17 protein-coding genes are annotated in these 16015 nt (G+C 70.0%); 14 read left to right on the forward strand and 3 right to left on the reverse strand.

Annotation, left to right across the window (positions count from 1 at the left end; genetic code table 11):
* Window positions 1–11 precede the first annotated feature (11 nt).
* Together FFK22_RS23265 and FFK22_RS23270 are read left to right on the forward strand one after the other, a co-directional pair.
* Window positions 12–896, forward strand: a complete 885-nt coding sequence (locus FFK22_RS23265) for an alpha/beta fold hydrolase (RefSeq protein ID WP_221938792.1) — start codon at window positions 12–14, stop codon at window positions 894–896.
* Window positions 893–1864 (forward strand): MBL fold metallo-hydrolase, encoded by a 972-nt coding sequence (locus tag FFK22_RS23270; RefSeq protein ID WP_138890600.1) that lies wholly within the window; start codon window positions 893–895, stop codon window positions 1862–1864. The genes FFK22_RS23265 and FFK22_RS23270 overlap by 4 nt, the downstream gene beginning before the upstream one ends.
* A 35-nt stretch (window positions 1865–1899) precedes the next feature.
* Here the strand turns inward: FFK22_RS23270 and FFK22_RS23275 are convergent, their stop codons facing one another.
* Both FFK22_RS23275 and FFK22_RS23280 read right to left on the reverse strand, forming a co-directional pair.
* On the reverse strand, window positions 1900–2646 hold the full coding sequence (locus FFK22_RS23275) for a C13 family peptidase (RefSeq protein WP_186002610.1): 747 nt from the start codon (window positions 2644–2646) through the stop codon (window positions 1900–1902).
* A 169-nt stretch (window positions 2647–2815) separates the two neighbouring features.
* Entirely contained in the window at window positions 2816–3235 is a 420-nt protein-coding gene (locus FFK22_RS23280) for a VOC family protein (RefSeq protein WP_138890602.1), read from the reverse strand.
* A gap of 282 nt (window positions 3236–3517) precedes the next feature.
* Here FFK22_RS23280 and FFK22_RS23285 point away from each other — a divergent pair, with 282 nt between their 5' ends.
* The 3 genes from FFK22_RS23285 to FFK22_RS23295 all read left to right on the forward strand — a co-directional run bounded on the left by FFK22_RS23285 (window position 3518) and on the right by FFK22_RS23295 (window position 7620).
* Window positions 3518–5317 carry a cation:proton antiporter gene (locus tag FFK22_RS23285; protein WP_138890603.1) on the forward strand — a complete coding sequence of 600 codons (1800 nt, stop codon included), beginning with the start codon at window positions 3518–3520 and terminating at the stop codon, window positions 5315–5317.
* Window positions 5318–5742: 425 nt separating this feature from the next.
* A complete protein-coding gene (gene oxlT / locus FFK22_RS23290) occupies window positions 5743–7077 on the forward strand; it encodes an oxalate/formate MFS antiporter (protein WP_186002611.1) in 1335 nt (444 codons plus the stop codon).
* Window positions 7078–7281: 204 nt separating this feature from the next.
* Window positions 7282–7620 carry a hypothetical protein gene (locus tag FFK22_RS23295; protein WP_138890604.1) on the forward strand — a complete coding sequence of 113 codons (339 nt, stop codon included), beginning with the start codon at window positions 7282–7284 and terminating at the stop codon, window positions 7618–7620.
* A 73-nt stretch (window positions 7621–7693) separates the two neighbouring features.
* Here the strand turns inward: FFK22_RS23295 and phnF are convergent, their stop codons facing one another.
* Entirely contained in the window at window positions 7694–8428 is a 735-nt protein-coding gene (gene phnF / locus FFK22_RS23300; protein WP_138890605.1) for a phosphonate metabolism transcriptional regulator PhnF, read from the reverse strand.
* A gap of 112 nt (window positions 8429–8540) precedes the next feature.
* Between phnF and phnG the strand changes: the two genes are divergently transcribed.
* The 9 genes from phnG (at window position 8541) to FFK22_RS23345 (ending at window position 15773) form a co-directional block, all read left to right on the forward strand.
* Entirely contained in the window at window positions 8541–8996 is a 456-nt protein-coding gene (gene phnG, locus FFK22_RS23305; RefSeq protein WP_138890606.1) for a phosphonate C-P lyase system protein PhnG, read from the forward strand.
* On the forward strand, window positions 8993–9598 hold the full coding sequence (gene phnH, locus FFK22_RS23310; protein WP_138890607.1) for a phosphonate C-P lyase system protein PhnH: 606 nt from the start codon (window positions 8993–8995) through the stop codon (window positions 9596–9598). The genes phnG and phnH overlap by 4 nt, the downstream gene beginning before the upstream one ends.
* A 4-nt stretch (window positions 9599–9602) precedes the next feature.
* Window positions 9603–10715, forward strand: a complete 1113-nt coding sequence (locus tag FFK22_RS23315) for a carbon-phosphorus lyase complex subunit PhnI (protein WP_138890608.1) — start codon at window positions 9603–9605, stop codon at window positions 10713–10715.
* Between the two features lie 174 nt (window positions 10716–10889).
* The gene (locus FFK22_RS23320; protein ID WP_138890609.1) at window positions 10890–11837 is read left to right on the forward strand and encodes an alpha-D-ribose 1-methylphosphonate 5-phosphate C-P-lyase PhnJ; all 948 of its coding nucleotides are present in this window, start codon (window positions 10890–10892) and stop codon (window positions 11835–11837) included.
* Window positions 11834–12613, forward strand: a complete 780-nt coding sequence (gene phnK, locus FFK22_RS23325; RefSeq protein WP_138890610.1) for a phosphonate C-P lyase system protein PhnK — start codon at window positions 11834–11836, stop codon at window positions 12611–12613. Before FFK22_RS23320 ends, phnK begins: the two co-directional genes overlap by 4 nt.
* Window positions 12614–12616: 3 nt before the next feature.
* Entirely contained in the window at window positions 12617–13339 is a 723-nt protein-coding gene (phnL, locus tag FFK22_RS23330) for a phosphonate C-P lyase system protein PhnL (protein WP_221938793.1), read from the forward strand.
* Window positions 13336–14469, forward strand: a complete 1134-nt coding sequence (locus FFK22_RS23335) for an alpha-D-ribose 1-methylphosphonate 5-triphosphate diphosphatase (RefSeq protein ID WP_138890611.1) — start codon at window positions 13336–13338, stop codon at window positions 14467–14469. Before phnL ends, FFK22_RS23335 begins: the two co-directional genes overlap by 4 nt.
* 60 nt (window positions 14470–14529) lie before the next feature.
* The gene (locus tag FFK22_RS23340; protein ID WP_138890612.1) at window positions 14530–15234 is read left to right on the forward strand and encodes a DUF1045 domain-containing protein; all 705 of its coding nucleotides are present in this window, start codon (window positions 14530–14532) and stop codon (window positions 15232–15234) included.
* On the forward strand, window positions 15231–15773 hold the full coding sequence (locus FFK22_RS23345) for an MOSC domain-containing protein (protein WP_138890613.1): 543 nt from the start codon (window positions 15231–15233) through the stop codon (window positions 15771–15773). The genes FFK22_RS23340 and FFK22_RS23345 overlap by 4 nt, the downstream gene beginning before the upstream one ends.
* Window positions 15774–16015 lie beyond the last annotated feature (242 nt).

A 16015-nucleotide genomic window follows, 5' to 3' on the forward strand; every position in this document is an offset into this window, starting at 1 on the left:
GGAAGATCGAGATGTCAGCGACCGGACCGGCCGTCACCCACCACCGCACGGCGACCGTGGAGGGCGTGGACATCTTCTACCGTGAGGCCGGTCCGGCCGACGCGCCGGTCGTGCTGCTGCTGCACGGATTCCCGACCTCATCGCACATGTTCCGCAACCTGATCCCCGTGCTCGCCGACCGCTACCGGGTGATCGCGCCGGACTATCCCGGCTTCGGGCAGAGCGCCATGCCCGATCACAGGGAATTCGCCTACACATTCGCCCGCTACGCCGACGTGGTCGACGGGCTGCTCGGGCAACTCGGCATTCGGCGCTATGCCATGTATGTGATGGATTACGGTGCGCCGGTCGGCTACCGCTTGGCGCTGAAGCACCCCGAGCGGGTCAGCGCGCTGATCGTCCAGAACGGCAACGCCTATGAGGAGGGCCTCAAGGAGTTCTGGGATCCGATCAAGGCCTATTGGGCGGACGGCTCGGCGGCGCATCGCGAGGCGCTGGCCTTCCTGGTGGCGCCGGAGACGACGAAGTTCCAGTACACCGACGGTGTGCGCGAAGTCTCGCGAATCTCCCCCGACAACTGGGTCCACGACCAAGCGCTGCTGGACCGGCCGGGGAACAAGGACATCCAGCTCGACCTGTTCCGGGACTACGGCAGCAACGTCCCGCTCTATCCCCGGTTCCAGGCCTTCTTCCGCGAGCACAAGCCGCCGACGCTGATCGTCTGGGGCCAGAACGACAAGATCTTCCCCGCCGATGGCGCCCATCCCTACAAGCGCGACCTGCCGGACCTGGAGTTCCACCTGTTCGACACCGGCCATTTCGCCCTGGAGGACAAGGCCGACGAGATCTTCCCCCTGATCCACGACTTCCTCGACCGGAAGATCGGCCGGCCATGACCCGGCCCCATCACCTTGCCTTGTCGCGTCGCGGCTTCTGCCTGTGCTGCGCCGGCTCGGCCGCCTTCGCCGCCGGCGGCGGCTGGCTGACCCCGCGCCAGGTCTTCGCCGAGGCCCGCGGGATTGTGGACATGATCCGCACATCGGCGGCCACGGCGCCGATCCAGATCCATCGCCTGCGCGGCAATGTCAGCGTGCTCGAAGGCTCCGGCGGCAATATCGCCGTGCTCACCGGCCCGGACGGCAAGCTTCTGGTCGATGCCGGCATCACCGCGTCCCGCCCGCAGATCACCAAAGCCCTTGCCAGCCTCGGGCCCGAGCCGATCACGCATCTGATCAACACCCATTGGCACTTCGACCATGCCGACGGCAATGAATGGCTGCATTCCGAAGGCGCGGCGATCCTGGCGCATGAGAACACGCGCAAGCACTTGCTCTCGGCTCAGCGGGTCGAGGATTGGAGCTTCGACTTTCCCGCATCGCCGCCGGGCGCCATCCCCGTCGACGTCTTCGCCACGGATCACACCGTACAGGTGAATCATTCGACGCTTGCGCTGAAGTATTACGGGCCGGCCCACACCGACAGCGACATTTCCGTCACCTTCGCCGAGGCCGATATCGTCCACGCCGCTGACATCTACTGGAACGGGATCTATCCCTTCATCGACTATTCGACCGGCGGCAGCATCGACGGGACGATCCGCGGCGCCGAGGCCACCCTGGCCGCGACGACCGACAAGACGATCATCATCCCGGGCCACGGCCAGCCTGTCAGCAACCGGTCCGAGTTCCAGGCCTATCGCGACATGCTCGTCGCCATCCGGGAAAACGTCGCGGCGATGAAACGGCAAGGCCGGCCGCTCGAGGACATCGTCGCAGCCAAGCCGACCGCCGCCTACGATGCCAAATGGGGCCAGTTCGTGATCGGGCCCGATTTCTTCACGAGGCTTGTCTACGAAGGCGTCTGACGTCATGCGCTGCGGGGCATGGTCCGGCCTCGGCCTCAGAACGCCGTCAGGCCGGCGACATCGCGGCCGAAGGCAGATTGCGGCTGCGAGGGCTGGAAATGCTTCGTCCGTTCGCGCCGGGCGACGCAGCCGGAGATGTCCGCCGCGATCGCGGTCCAGGCTGCCCCTCGCTTCAGCGAGTCGAGGAAGCACTGGTCGTAATAGGTGTAGCGGTCGCCGCGGCCGCAGCCGAAGGACGGCCGGTCGGCCCGGGCCGCGGTCAGCACGATGCGGTCCGGCGTCGTCAGCGCCGGTGTGTCGGTGTAGATCCCGGAGTAGCAGCCGGAGGTGACCAGGACGGTCGGCCGGCCGGCGCAGGCGCCGTCCAGGGCCTGGGCCAGATAGGCGGGCGGGATCACCGCATCGTCGGCGGCGGCGAACAATCCGCGGCCCTCGACGCCGTGCGAGGTGAGATAGACGAAGCAGCCGGTCCCGGCGGGGCCGGCCAGGCCGGTCATGGCGCGGTCGAAATTCGCCTTGGTCGCGATCGCATCCGCCTGCCGCGCATCGGCCTTGAGCACGGCGATGTCGGCCGGCGCCACGCCGAAGGACAGCAGGCTGCGCCGCAGCGCGTCGACGCCGTTGTCGAACACCGGCTCGGCGTCGTCGGCCGCGACCAGCAGCGCCTTCCAGCGCAGCGGCGTGTCCGCCGCGGCAACGACGGAGGGGGAGGGGACGGCCGGGCCGGCACAAGCCGCGAGCAGTGTGGCAACCGCCAGCGCGGCCAGACGCAGTGTCGTCATGAGGCTCGTTCGCCCCCTCATCATCTCAGAGATCGTTTGGAAATGCGCTGGCGTGAGTCGGCTGGCGGTGGTTTCGAGAACCGGAGCCCAGCGCACATTGGTGCGTGAGCACCGGAAGCGGATACACCGCCGTCAGACGGCCACGCCAGGTGCATTTACAGGCGGTCTCTTACCAGGCGCCGGTGTTCGGCATCGACAGCCAGGGCTCGGCCGGCGGCTTGGCGCCGCCCTTCTGCAGGATCTCGATCGAGATGTTGTCGGGCGAGCGGACGAAGGCCATGCGGCCGTCGCGCGGCGGCCGGTTGATGGTCACGCCGGCCTTCTGCAGCCGGTCGCAGAAGTCGTAGATGTCGTCGACCTCATAGGCCAGGTGGCCGAAGTTGCGGCCGCCGGTGTAGACCTCGGGGTCCCAGTTGTAGGTCAGCTCGACCGGCGCGTCGTCCTGTCCGGGCGGGGCCAGGAAGACCAGCGTGTAGCGGCCCTTCTCGTTCTCGCTGCGGCGGGTCTCCTTTAGGCCCAGCAGGTCGCGGTAGAAGTGCAGCGACTGCTCCAGGTCGGTGACGCGGACCATGGTGTGCAGGTATTTCATCTTCCATCCTCCCGAACGGGTTCGCGGCGGCGGGTGTCGAATCATCTGAGGCAGCCCGGACGGTGGCCGCGCGGGCATCGCCGAGTCCGGACCCGCGCTACAATCGTCGCCCGGCGGCTGTCTGACAAGTCGCTCCGCTCCTTCAGCCGGAGCCGGCGGAAAATCTCGCCGGATCGCAGATCAAAGGTTGTGGTCGGCCCCATCGTTCATAAATGATGGACACCGTGTCGGCCCAGCCGATGCATCCCCGACCATCTCTGCTCCGGAGGCCGAGGCGCATCCATGCCGCACGACACCCCCCTGATCGCCACCATCGTCGCCGGCCTCGGCCTGGCCTTCGTCTTCGGCGCCCTCGCCAACCGGATCAAGGCGCCGCCGCTGGTCGGCTACCTGCTGGCCGGCATCCTGGTCGGGCCGCACACGCCGGGCTTCGTCGCCGACCAGGCGCTGGCGCCGGAGCTGGCGGAGATCGGCGTCATCCTGCTGATGTTCGGCGTCGGGCTGCACTTCTCGCTGAAGGACCTGCTGTCGGTGCGGGCGATCGCGGTGCCCGGCGCCGTGGTCCAGATCGCCTTCGCCACCGCGCTCGGCCTCGGCCTGGCGCTGATGCTCGGCTGGACCATCCCGGCCGGCCTGGTCTTCGGCCTCGCCTTGTCGGTCGCCTCGACCGTGGTGCTGCTGCGGGCGCTGCAGGAGCGCCGGCTGGTGGAGACCGAGCGCGGCCGCATCGCCGTCGGCTGGCTGATCGTCGAGGACCTGGCGATGGTGCTGGCGCTGGTGCTGCTGCCGGCGCTGGCCGGGCTGGTCAATGGCGACGTCGACCTCGGCTCCGATCCGCTCGCGGTCTCCCTCGGCCTCGACCTCGGCGTCGGCGGCATCCTGGCGCTGACCCTGCTCAAGGTCGCCGCCTTCGTCGCGCTGATGCTGATCGTCGGCCGGCGGGTGATCCCCTGGGTGCTGCACTACGTCGCTCACACCGGATCGCGCGAGCTGTTCCGGCTGGCGGTGCTGGCGATCGCGCTCGGCGTCGCCTTCGGCTCGGCCAAGCTGTTCGGCGTCTCCCTGGCGCTCGGCGCCTTCTTCGCCGGCATGGTGCTGAGCGAGTCGGAGCTGAGCCACGCCGCGGCGCAGGAGACGCTGCCGCTGCGCGACGCCTTCGCAGTGCTGTTCTTCGTCTCGGTCGGCATGCTGTTCGACCCGACCAGCCTGTGGCGCGACCCGCTGCCGCTGCTGGCGGTGGTGTTCATCATCGTCATCGGCAAGTCGGTCGCCGCCTTCGTCATCGTCCGCATCTTCAAGCATCCGGTGTCGACGGCGCTGCTGATCTCCGCCAGCCTGGCGCAGATCGGCGAGTTCTCCTTCATCCTGGCCGAGCTCGGGGTGAAGCTGCAGCTGCTCCCGGAGGCGGGACGGGACCTGATCCTGGGCGGCGCGATCCTGTCGATCCTGCTGAACCCCGTGGTGTTCAACGCCTTCGGCCGGCTGCGGCCGCTGCTGGAGCGTTTTGCGCCGGTCCCGGTTCCGGCCGGCGGCCCGGCCATCCCCGCCGAGGAGGCGCCATCGGCCGAGGCCGCACCCGCGCCCGCCGCACCGCCCGCGGCCGAGCCGGCCACGCTGGACGAGCCGGCGCTGCCGACCGCGCTCATGGATCATGTCGTGCTGGTCGGCTACGGCCGCGTCGGCAGCCTGATCGGTGCATCGCTGCAGGCCGCGGGCCGGCCCTTCCTGGTGATCGAGGACGCCGACCAGCCGCTGGCCCGGCTGCGCGAGGCCGGGATCGAGACCATCATCGGCAACGCCGCGGCGCCGGAGGTGCTGGCGCTGGCCAACCTGCCTGGGGCCCGGCAGCTGGCCGTCGCCGTCCCGAACGCCTTCGAGGCCGGCCAGATCGTCGCCCAGGCCCGCGCCGCCAACCCGGGCATCGCCATCATCGCCCGGGCGCATTCCGATGCCGAGGTCGAGCATCTCAGCAGCCTCGGCGCCGACGCCGTGATCATGGGCGAGCGCGAGATCGCCCGCGGCATGGCCGAAGCCCTGGTGGCAGGCGAGGCGACACCGCCCGAAATCACCCGGACGGCGTGACCCTTTCGAACCCGGTCGCAAATCTGTTGCGCGGCCGGGTGGGTTCAGACATATTACATTTTGTATACCAGTTGGAATCCTGTCGATCGTGACTGGTCGTGGGCGGACCCGCCGACGGAGAAGAGATGTCGGCCCACGCCGTCGCCGATCGTGCATCCGGGCGACATGACATGTCGGCCCGGCTTCGCTGCCACAGCGGCGCTCAGCGCCGGACGTCCTCCATGACTCGATTGGCGCTCAGCGCCCTACGCCTTTGCAGGCTCTGCCCGACGGCTCGGGATCAGGCAGGGTCGGCTCTCCGGAGGCCCCGGAGGACCGGCCCGATCCCGCAGGCACCGCCGCGGTAGAGCACGGGAGGCCAAAGAACCGCCGGCAGTCAACGACCGGCCGAACGAGTGCAACGAGACACTGGGAGAGCCATCGCCATGAGTGCGATTTCCAACGCGAGCGCCGGGACGGGGAGAGCGCCGGCGAATCGCTGGATTCAGCTGATCGCCGGCATCGTCTGCATGGTCGCCGCCGCGAACATCCAGTATGCCTGGACCCTGTTCGTTCCGGAGATCCAGGAGACCTATGGCTGGAGCCGCGCCGCGATCCAGACCGCCTTCACCATCTTCGTCATCGTCCAGACCTGGCTGACCCCGATCGAGGGGTACTTCATCGACAAATACGGCCCCCGCGCTTTGGTGCTGGTGGGCGGCGTCATGACCGGCCTGTCCTGGATCGTCAATTCCTACGCCACCTCGCTGACCGGCTTCTATGTCGGCGCTGCGATCGGCGGCATCGGCGTCGGCTGCGTCTACGCCACCTGCGTCAACGCCGCGCTGAAATGGTTCCCGGACCGCCGCGGCCTGGCGGTCGGCCTCACCGCCGGCGGCTACGGCGCCGGCTCGGCCCTGACCATCATCCCGATCGCCAACGTCATCGCCGGCTCGGGCTATCAGACCGCCTTCTTCTGGTTCGGCCTGATCCAGGGCAGCATCATCTTCGCCGCCGCCTGGTTCCTGCGTTCCCCGGGCAAGGAGGAAGTGAAGCACTCGACCAAGGTCGCCCAGACCCGGCGCGACTACACGCTGGGCGAGGCGCTGCAGACGCCGGTCTTCTACGTCATGCTGTTCATGTTCATCTGCACCGTCACCGGCGGCCTGATGGCGGTCGCCCAGCTCGGCGTCATCGCCCAGGATCTCGGCGTCAAGGACATGCCGGTGAACCTGTTCTTCTTCACCATGGCGGCGCTGCCCTTCGCCCTGATGCTGGACCGCATCATGAACGGCATCTCGCGGCCCTTCTTCGGCTGGGTGTCCGACCATATCGGGCGCGAGAAGACGATGTTCATCGCCTTCACCATGGAAGGCATCGGCATCGTCGCGCTCGGCACCTTCGGCCACAACCCCTGGGCGTTCCTGATCCTGTCGGGCGTGGTGTTCCTGGCCTGGGGCGAGGTCTACTCGCTGTTCAGCGCCACCGCCGGCGACACCTTCGGCACCAAGCATGTCGGCAAGATCTACGGCGTGCTGTACTGCGCCAAGGGCGTCGCCGCGCTGCTGGTGCCGTTCGGCAACCTGCTGATGGAGGCGACCGGCACCTGGTCGACGGTGCTGTACACGGTCGCGGCGATGGACCTGATCGCGGCGTTCTCGGCGCTGGCGATCCTGCGGCCGATGCTGCAGCGCCACCATGCCCGCAACGCCTCGGCCCTGGCGGCGGCCGAGCCGCAGCGGCCGGCCAGCCACAGCGGCCGGCTGGCCAGCGCGAACTAGGCTCTCGGGCCGGCTCTCAGGCCGGCCCCGCAGGACCTGACCCGGCCGCACATGTCCGTCCCAAGGGCGGCCGGGGATTTTCGGAGCGATGGCTCCGCGGGATGGAAGAGCCGGGCCGGGAGGGCAGCCTCCCGCCCGGTTTTCCGTTTCGGCCGCATCGGTCCGCTTCGCAGATCCGCCACAATCAGACGTGACGATGCGGCCATGTCCGACGTCGTCACCATCATCCGCATCCTCGGTCGGTTCCTGCTCAACATCCTGGTCCTGCTGACCTGGCTGTTCGCGGCGGCCCTGGCCTTCACGCTGGCGAGTTGCACCTCCGGCGACCCGTTGAGCTGGGCGGTCCTGATGGTGATCGCGGCCGGCTATTTCATCTGGCCGGCGACCCTGGCGCTGTTGGCCGGCGCGCTGGTGCTGGCCATCCGCCGCCCGCCGACCCGCAGCTGGTTGCGAACCATCGTGGCCGTCGCGGCGATCCTGGCCTTCCTCGGCGCCGCCGCAGGTTTCGGCGACCGCGGGGCCTGCACCTTCGGCGGCTTCTGAATCCGCCGGTCAGGGATCAGGCCGGCTCTCCTCGATTGACAACCCAGCCGCGAGAGCCGGCCTCGATCCGTCTCTACCCTTCGAACACCAGCTGGATGCGGTCGCTGGCGAAGCTGGACAGGCCGAATTCGACCACCGCGCCCTCGGCGTCGACATTGATCGCCTCGGTCGCCATCACCGGCCGGGTGCGGGTGATCTCGAGCAGCCGCTGCTCCCGCGCATCCGGCAGCCGGGCCGAGACCCGGGTGCGCCGGCGGGTGTAGTCGGCGATGCCGTAGCGGGCGAAGCTCGCCGTCACCGAGCCGGTCTCGCGGAAGATTTCGACCAGCCCCGGGAACCGCGCCGCCGGGAAGTAATGGCTGGCGAGGCTGAGCGGCAGCCCGTCGGCATGCGACCGAGTGTCCAGCCGGATGACCGGCGTCCCGGCCGGCACCTCCAGCTCCCGCGCGATCGGGCCCGAGGCCTGCTCGGTCGCCGATTCCAGCAGCTCCAGCCGCGCCGTCCGGTTCTCCCGCCGCATGTTCTCGTGGAAGCGGGTGCGCCGGCCGATCAGATAGGCGATGGCGCCGAGATGGACGAAGGTGCCGCGCCCCTGGGTGACGTCGATCAGGCCGCGCTCCTCCAGCTCGGCCATCGCCCGCCGCACCGTGTGACGGTTGACGCCGAACCGCTCCGACAGCTCCGCCTCGGTCGGCAGCCGGGCGCCGGCCGGGTGGACGCCGTCGCGGATCTCGCGCTCCAGCGCCTCGCTGATCTGGCGCCAAAGGGCGACGCCGGCGCCGCGGCTGAGCGAGGTGTGCGAATTCATGCCAGCTCCGTCACGCAAATTTCATCCTTCCCGACTTGCGGCCGTCGTCGAATCCCGTTCATGATCTAAACATACGGATGACTAGATGAATGTGCAATAGGTCGATCAGCCGATGACCAACAAAACCGAACAGCGCCGCGACTGGATGGCCGTGCTGGCCAAGTCCGATCCGGCGACGCTGCAACGCCTGTGGTCGGATCTCGGCGACCAGGCCGGCTTCACCACGCTGGGCCCGGCCGAGACCGGCATGGTGATGGTGCGCGGCCGCGCCGGCGGCGACGGCATGGCCTTCGCGCTCGGCGAGATGACGGTGACGCGCTGCACCGTTCGCCTCGACGGCAGCGAGGTGCTGGGCTTCGCCTATGTCGCCGGCCGCGACCGCCGCCATGCCGAGATCGCGGCCCGCGCCGATGCCCTGCTGCAGACCGACCGGCGCGACGCCGTTGAGGCCGCGGTGATCGCACCGCTGCGGCAGGCCCAGGCAGAGGCGCGCGGGACCGCCCGGCGCAAGGCCGCGGCCACCCGCGTCGACTTCTTCACCATGGTGCGGGGGGAGAATCCGCGATGACCGCGATCCTCGATTCGGCGGCGCTGCTGCCCGGCTTCGCCGACCCGGTGCTCGGCAGCCAGTCGGTGTTCCGCGCCGTGCTCGACGCCATGTCCCGGCCCGGCCAGCCGGTCGCCTGCCCGGAACCGGTCGCGGCGCCGGCCCCGCTCGGCCGCGCCATGAGCGCGGCGGCGCTGACCCTGGTCGATTTCGACACGCCGGTCTGGCTCGACCCCGCCCTGTCGACCCCGGCGGTGCAGAGCTTCCTGCGCTTCCACACCGGCGCGCCGCTGGTCGCCGACCCGGCCGCCGCCGCCTTCCTGCTCGTCGCCGATGCCGCATCCCTGCCGCGCCTCGGCGGCCTGGCCCTGGGCGAGGACCGCTACCCCGACCGTTCGGCGACGCTGGTGGTCGAGGTGCCGGGGCTGGACGGGTCGGAAGCGGGCCGCTTCACCGGCCCCGGCATCACCACCGCCGAGCCTGCCCGGATCGCCGGCCTGCCGGCCTGGTTCCGCGAGGACTGGGCGGCCAATAGCGCCGCCTATCCGCTCGGCGTCGACCTTCTGCTGACCTGCGGCGACCGGATGCTGGGCCTGCCGCGCACCACCCGCTGGGAGGGCTGATCCGATGTATGTCGCCGTCAAGGGGGGCGAACGCGCGATCGAGAACGCCCAGGCGCTGGTGGCGGAAACCCGCCGCGGCGATCCGGCGGTGCCCGAGATCGCCGCGGACCAGATCCGCGAGCAGCTCGGTCTGGCCGTCGACCGCGTGATGGCCGAGGGCTCGTTGTACGACCGCGACCTCGCGGCGCTGGCGATCAAGCAGGCGCAGGGCGACCTGGTCGAGGCGATCTTCCTGCTGCGCGCCTATCGCACCACGCTGCCGCGCTTCGCGGTGTCGGAGCCGGTCGACACCGCCCGGATGACGGTGCGGCGCCGCATCTCCGCCACCTACAAGGACATTCCGGGCGGCCAGATCCTGGGACCGACCTACGACTACACCCACCGGCTGATCGACTTCGCCCTGGCCGCCGCGGGCGAGCCGCCGGTGGCGGCGGAGGGCGAGACGGGGCCGGACGGGCCGGTGCCGCGGGTGGTCGACATCCTCAACCGCGAGGGGCTGATCGAGCGCGAGGCCGAAGCGCCCGAGGGGCATGAGCCGGTCGACCTGACCCGCGACCCGCTGACCCTGCCGGCCGACCGCGACCAGCGGCTGCAGAACCTGGCGCGGGGCGACGAGGGCTTCCTGCTGGCGCTCGGCTATTCGGTGCAGCGCGGCTATGGCGGCAACCACCCCTTCGCCGGCGAGATCCGGCTGGGCGAGGTGGCGGTCGAGATCGTGCCGGAGGAGCTGGGCTTCGCCATCGAGATCGGCGAGGTCACCGTCACCGAGTGCCAGATGGTGAACCAGTTCGCCGGGTCGAAGTCGGCGCCGCCGCAATTCACCCGCGGCTACGGCCTGGCCTTCGGCCATTGCGAGCGCAAGGTCATGGCGATGTCGCTGGTCGACCGGGCGCTGCGCGGCCGCGACCTGGGCGAGGCCGCGCGCTACCCGGCCCAGGATGAGGAGTTCGTGCTGGCGCACAGCGACAATGTCGAGGCTTCGGGCTTCGTGCAGCATCTCAAGCTGCCGCATTACGTCGACTTCCAGGCCGAGCTGGAACTCGTCCGCCGGCTGCGGGCGAAGCACGAGCAGCGCGCCCGGGAAGCCGACGACACCCGGAAGGAGGCGGCGGAATGAGCGCCGGTATCGTGACGAAGAGGGCAGGGCGGGTCCACCCCCTCACCCTCCCAGCCCAAGCGGGCTGGGCCCCTCCCTCTTCCCGGGGAGAGGGGAAGGGAACCAGGCGCGGATTCACCTCTCCCTGGGGAGAGGTCGAAATCGCGCAGCGATTTCGGGTGAGGGGGAGAGCCGATGTCTGACGTGAGCACAGCCGTGACCGGGCGCGATCCCGGCTACAACTTCGCCTATCTCGACGAGCAGACCAAGCGGATGATCCGCCGGGCGCTGCTGAAGGCGGTGGCGATCCCCGGCTACCAGGTGCCGTTCGGCGGCCGCGAGATGCCGGTGCCCTATGGCTGGGGCACGGGCGGCATCCAGGTCACCGCCAGCATCATCGGCCCGGACGACGTGCTGAAGGTGATCGACCAGGGCGCCGACGACACCACCAACGCCGTCAACATCCGCCGCTTCTTCGCCCGCGTCGCCGGCGTGGCGACCACCGAGGACACCGGCGCGGCCACGGTGATCCAGACCCGCCACCGTATCCCGGAGCAGCCGCTGGCCGAGGGCCAGATCCTGGTCTACCAGGTGCCGCAGCCGGAGCCGCTGCGGCGGCTGGAGCCGCGCGAGACCGAGGCCCGGATGATGCACGGCTATGCCGATTACGGGCTGATGCATGTCCGCCTCTACGAGGACATCGCCCGCTTCGGCCATATCGCCACCACCTACGACTATCCGGTGATGGTGCATGGCCGATATCTGATGGCGCCCTCGCCGATCCCGAAGTTCGATAATCCGAAGATGCACATGAATCCGGCGCTGCAGCTGTTCGGGGCGGGACGCGAGAAGCGGATCTACGCCATCCCGCCCCACACCCGGGTGGTCAGCCTGGACTTCGAGGACCATCCCTTCGACATCCAGCATTGGGATCAGCCCTGCGCCCTCTGCGGCGCCGAGGACAGCTATCTCGACGAGGTCGTGCTCGACGATGCCGGCGGGCACATGTTCGTCTGCTCGGACAGCCATCACTGCCGCACCCGCCGCCAAGCCGGCCATTACGGCGCGCTGAGCGGCGAGGCGCTGGCCGCCTATGACCGCGCGGTCGAGCAGGCGCATGAGCCCAAGGGAGCCGAGGCATGAGCGGCGACATCCTGCTGCGGGTCGAGGGCCTGACCAAGCTGTATGGCGACACCGTCACCGGCTGCCGCGAGGTCGCCTTCGAGATGTCGCCCGGCGAGGTGCTGGGCATCGTCGGCGAGAGCGGCTCGGGCAAGACCACGCTGCTCAACTGCATCTCCGGCCGGCTGCCGCCGAGCGCCGGAACGGTCGCCTTCGACACCAGGGTGCGCGGCCTGACCGACATCTATGCGCTGTCGGAGCCGGAGCGGCGGATGCTGGCCCGCACCGACTGGGGCTTCGTGCACCAGAACCCGCGCGACGGACTGCGCATGGATGTCAGCGCCGGCGCCAATGTCGGCGAGCGGCTGATGGCGGTCGGCGCCCGGCACTACGGCCGGATCCGCGGCCAGGCGCAGGACTGGATGGAAAAGGTCGAACTCGACCTCGGCCGCATCGACGACCGGCCGGCGACCTATTCGGGCGGCATGCAGCAGCGGCTGCAGATCGCCCGCAACCTGGTCACCAACCCGCGGCTGGTGTTCATGGACGAGCCGACCGGCGGCCTCGACGTCTCGGTCCAGGCCCGGCTGCTCGACCTGCTGCGCGGCCTGGTGCGCCGCCTCGGCATCGCCGTGGTGCTGGTCACCCACGACCTCGCCGTCGCCCGCCTGCTGGCCGACCGCCTGATGGTGATGCGGCATGGGCGGGTGGTGGAGACCGGCCTGACCGACCAGGTGCTGGACGACCCGCAGCACCCCTACACCCAGCTCCTCGTCTCCTCCGTCCTGCAGGTCTGAGCCATGCCGAACACGAGTCCGATGCCCAACCCGGCAATGATCGAGGTCTCCGGCCTGTCCAAGACCTTCGTGCTGCACAACCAAGGGGGCGTGCGGCTGCCGGTGTTCGACGGCGTCGACTTCACCGTGGCCGCCGGCGAATGCGTCGTGCTGGGCGGCGCGTCCGGCGCGGGCAAGAGCACCTTCATGCGCACCCTCTACGGCAACTACCTGGCTTCGGCAGGGCGGGTGCTGATCCGGCACGAAGGCGCGCCGGTCGACATCACCGCGGCGACGCCGCGCCGGATCCTCGAGATCCGCCGCCGGACGCTCGGCTATGTCAGCCAGTTCCTGCGGGTGATCCCGCGCGTGCCGACGCTGGAGATCGTGAAGGAGCCGATGCTGGCCTCCGGCGTCGCCGAGGCACAGGCCGAGCGCCGCGCCCGCACCCTGCTGGCCCGGCTGAACCTGCCCGAGAGCCTGTGGTCCCTGCCGCCCGCCACCTTCTCCGGCGGCGAGCAGCAGCGGGTCAACCTCGCGCATGGCTTCGCGATGGAGTATCCCATCCTCCTGCTCGACGAGCCGACGGCCTCGCTCGACGCCGACAACCGGCGCGTGGTCATCGAGCTGATCGAGGAGGCCAAGGCCCGCGGCGCCGCCATCGTCGGGATCTTCCACGACACGGCGGTGCGCGACCGGGTGGCGACCCGAATCTTCGACGTCACGCTCTACAAGGCGGCCGCATGAGCACGGATCTGATCTTCTCGAACGCCCGGATCGTCACCCCCGAGGCCGTCGTCACCGGAACCCTGCGGGTCGAGGACGGCCGCATCGCAGCGGTGGAGGAGGGGGGCTCGATCGTCGGCGACGATGCCGATGGCGACTATCTGATCCCCGGCATGATCGACCTGCACACCGACCATCTCGAGCGCCACGTGGCGCCGCGGCCGGGGGTGATGTGGAACAACGTCTCGGCGGCGATGGCGCATGACGCCCAGGTGGCCACCGCCGGCATCACCACCGTGTTCGACAGCCTGTCGCTGATGGGCGAGCACAAGGGCGTGCCGCGCGGCGACCTGCTGCGGCCGATGGTCGACGGGCTGGAGGCGGCGCGCCGCCAGGACATGCTGCGGGCCGACCATTTCCTGCATCTGCGCTGCGAGGTCGCCGACCCGCATGTGCTCGACTACCTGTCGGTGCTGATCGACGATCCGGCGGTGCGCCTGCTCTCGATCATGGACCACACCCCCGGCCAGCGGCAATACGCCCAGGTCGAGAAATGGCGCCAGGCCAACCGCCACCGCTACAACGAGGCGGAGCTGGACGTGGTGATGAAGCAGCGCCAGGAGTCGCAGGAGGCGCACGCCCACCGGCACCGCCTCGCCATCGCCGAGCTCGCCGCCGGCCACGGCCTGGCCTTGGCCAGCCATGACGACGAGACCTCGGCCCATGTCGACGAGGCGGTGTCGCTCGGCGTCTCGATCTCGGAGTTCCCGACCACGGCCGGCGCTGCCCAGGCGGCGCGCAGCCACGGTCTGTCGATCCTGATGGGCGCGCCGAACGTGGTCCGCGGCGGCTCGCACAGCGGCAATGTCGGCGCCGCGGAGCTGGCGGCCGCCGGGCTGCTCGACATCCTCGCCTCCGACTACGTGCCGATCAGCATGCTGCACGCCGTTTGCCTGCTGGCGGAGGCGCCGGTCGGGCTCGGCCTGCCGGGGGCGGTGGCGCTGGTCAGCGCCAACCCGGCCAGGGCGGCGGGGCTGGACGACCGTGGCCGCATCGAACCCGGGTTGCGGGCCGACCTGGTCCGCTTCCGCCTGATCGACGGCGTCCCGCACATCCGCGCCGTCTGGCGCGCCGGCAAACGGGTGGCCTGAGCTGGTCAAGCCGTTGAACCAACGCATTGCCCGCCCGATAGCTGGGATGCCTGAGACGACATGACCCGACGCTACGCGATCTATTTCGCACCGCCTTCCGCGTCTGCGCTTGCGGAGCTCGGCGCCGAGCTGCTCGGCCGCGACCCGGAGACAGGAGAGTCGCGGCCGCAGCCGCGGCTCGACGGCCTCGACCCCGGCCGGTTCCACGCCATCACCGAAGATGCCCGGCACTACGGCTTCCATGCCACGCTGAAGGCGCCGTTCCCGCTCGCCGAAGGCGTGTCCGGCGAGGCGCTGCATGCCGCGGCCGCGGCCTTCGCCGCCGCCCAGCCTCCGGCAGCGGGCCCGGCGCTGGCGCTGGCCTCGATCGGCGGCTTCCTGGCCCTGGTGCCATCGTCGGCGGCGCCGGAGGTGCACGCTTTGGCCGATGCCTGCGTCGAGGCCTTCGACCGGTTCCGCGCCCCCCTGACGGCGGCGGAGCTGGAGCAGCGGCGCCGGTCGCCGCTGACCCCGGCGCAGGACCGCCACCTCGAGCGCTGGGGCTACCCCTATGTCTTCGACGAGTTCCGCTTCCACATGACGCTCACCGCCCGCCTGACCGACAAGGCCGAGCACGAGCGGGTCCGCGCCCTGCTGGCCGAGCGGACCGCGCCGGTCTGCATCGATCCGCTGCGGATCGACGCGATCGCGGTCTACGAGCAGGCCGACCGGCAGTCCCCGTTTCTCGTTACCGGCCGCTATCCGTTGAAGGGGATGTCGGCATGACCGCGGTGGTCACGGCGGTCGGCCTCTGCCCGACCCACAGCTTCAGCAAGCCGGTTGTCGAGACGATCCGGCTGCTGGCCGGGCTCGGGGTCGAGGGTGACGCCCATCTCGGGGTCACGGTGAAGCACCGGTCGCGGGTCAAGGCCGACCCGACCCAGCCCAATCTGCGCCAGGTCCACCTGATCCAAGGCGAGCTGCACGACGAGCTGGCGGCCGCCGGCTTCACCGTGGTGCCCGGCGACCTGGGCGAGAACGTCACCACCCGCGGCATCGACCTGCTCGGCCTGCCGACCGGCGCGAAGCTGCGGCTCGGGCCTGACGCCGTGGTCGAGATCACCGGGCTGCGCAACCCCTGCAGCCAGATCGACGGCTTCCAGCAGGGCCTGCTGAAACAGGTGCTGGGCCGCGACGAGGCCGGCAACCTGGTGCGCAAGGCCGGGGTGATGGGCATCGTCCTGGCCGGCGGCACGGTGCGCCCCGGCGACCCGATCGGGGTCGATCTGCCGCCGCGGCCGCACCGTCCGCTTGAGCGGGTCTGAGCGCCCCCGGAATGATGCCGAACCTGCTCGGTGAGATCGCTTCGGGATGATCCGATCCGGCCTCATTCGGCTGTAAACACATTGTTCAGTTGTATTAGCAAACGCCTTCGTTCATGATATGTTCCATGAGCAAGACGAAGCCCGATTCGACCACGGAGGCCCCGCCCGATCCCCAGGAGGAACGGGCGGCGGATCTGTGCGTGCTGGCGGAGCTGGTCGAGATCCAGATGTCGATCGCCCGG

Source organism: Mycobacterium sp. KBS0706, from assembly GCF_005938675.2.
GTDB lineage: Bacteria > Pseudomonadota > Alphaproteobacteria > DSM-16000 > Inquilinaceae > Inquilinus.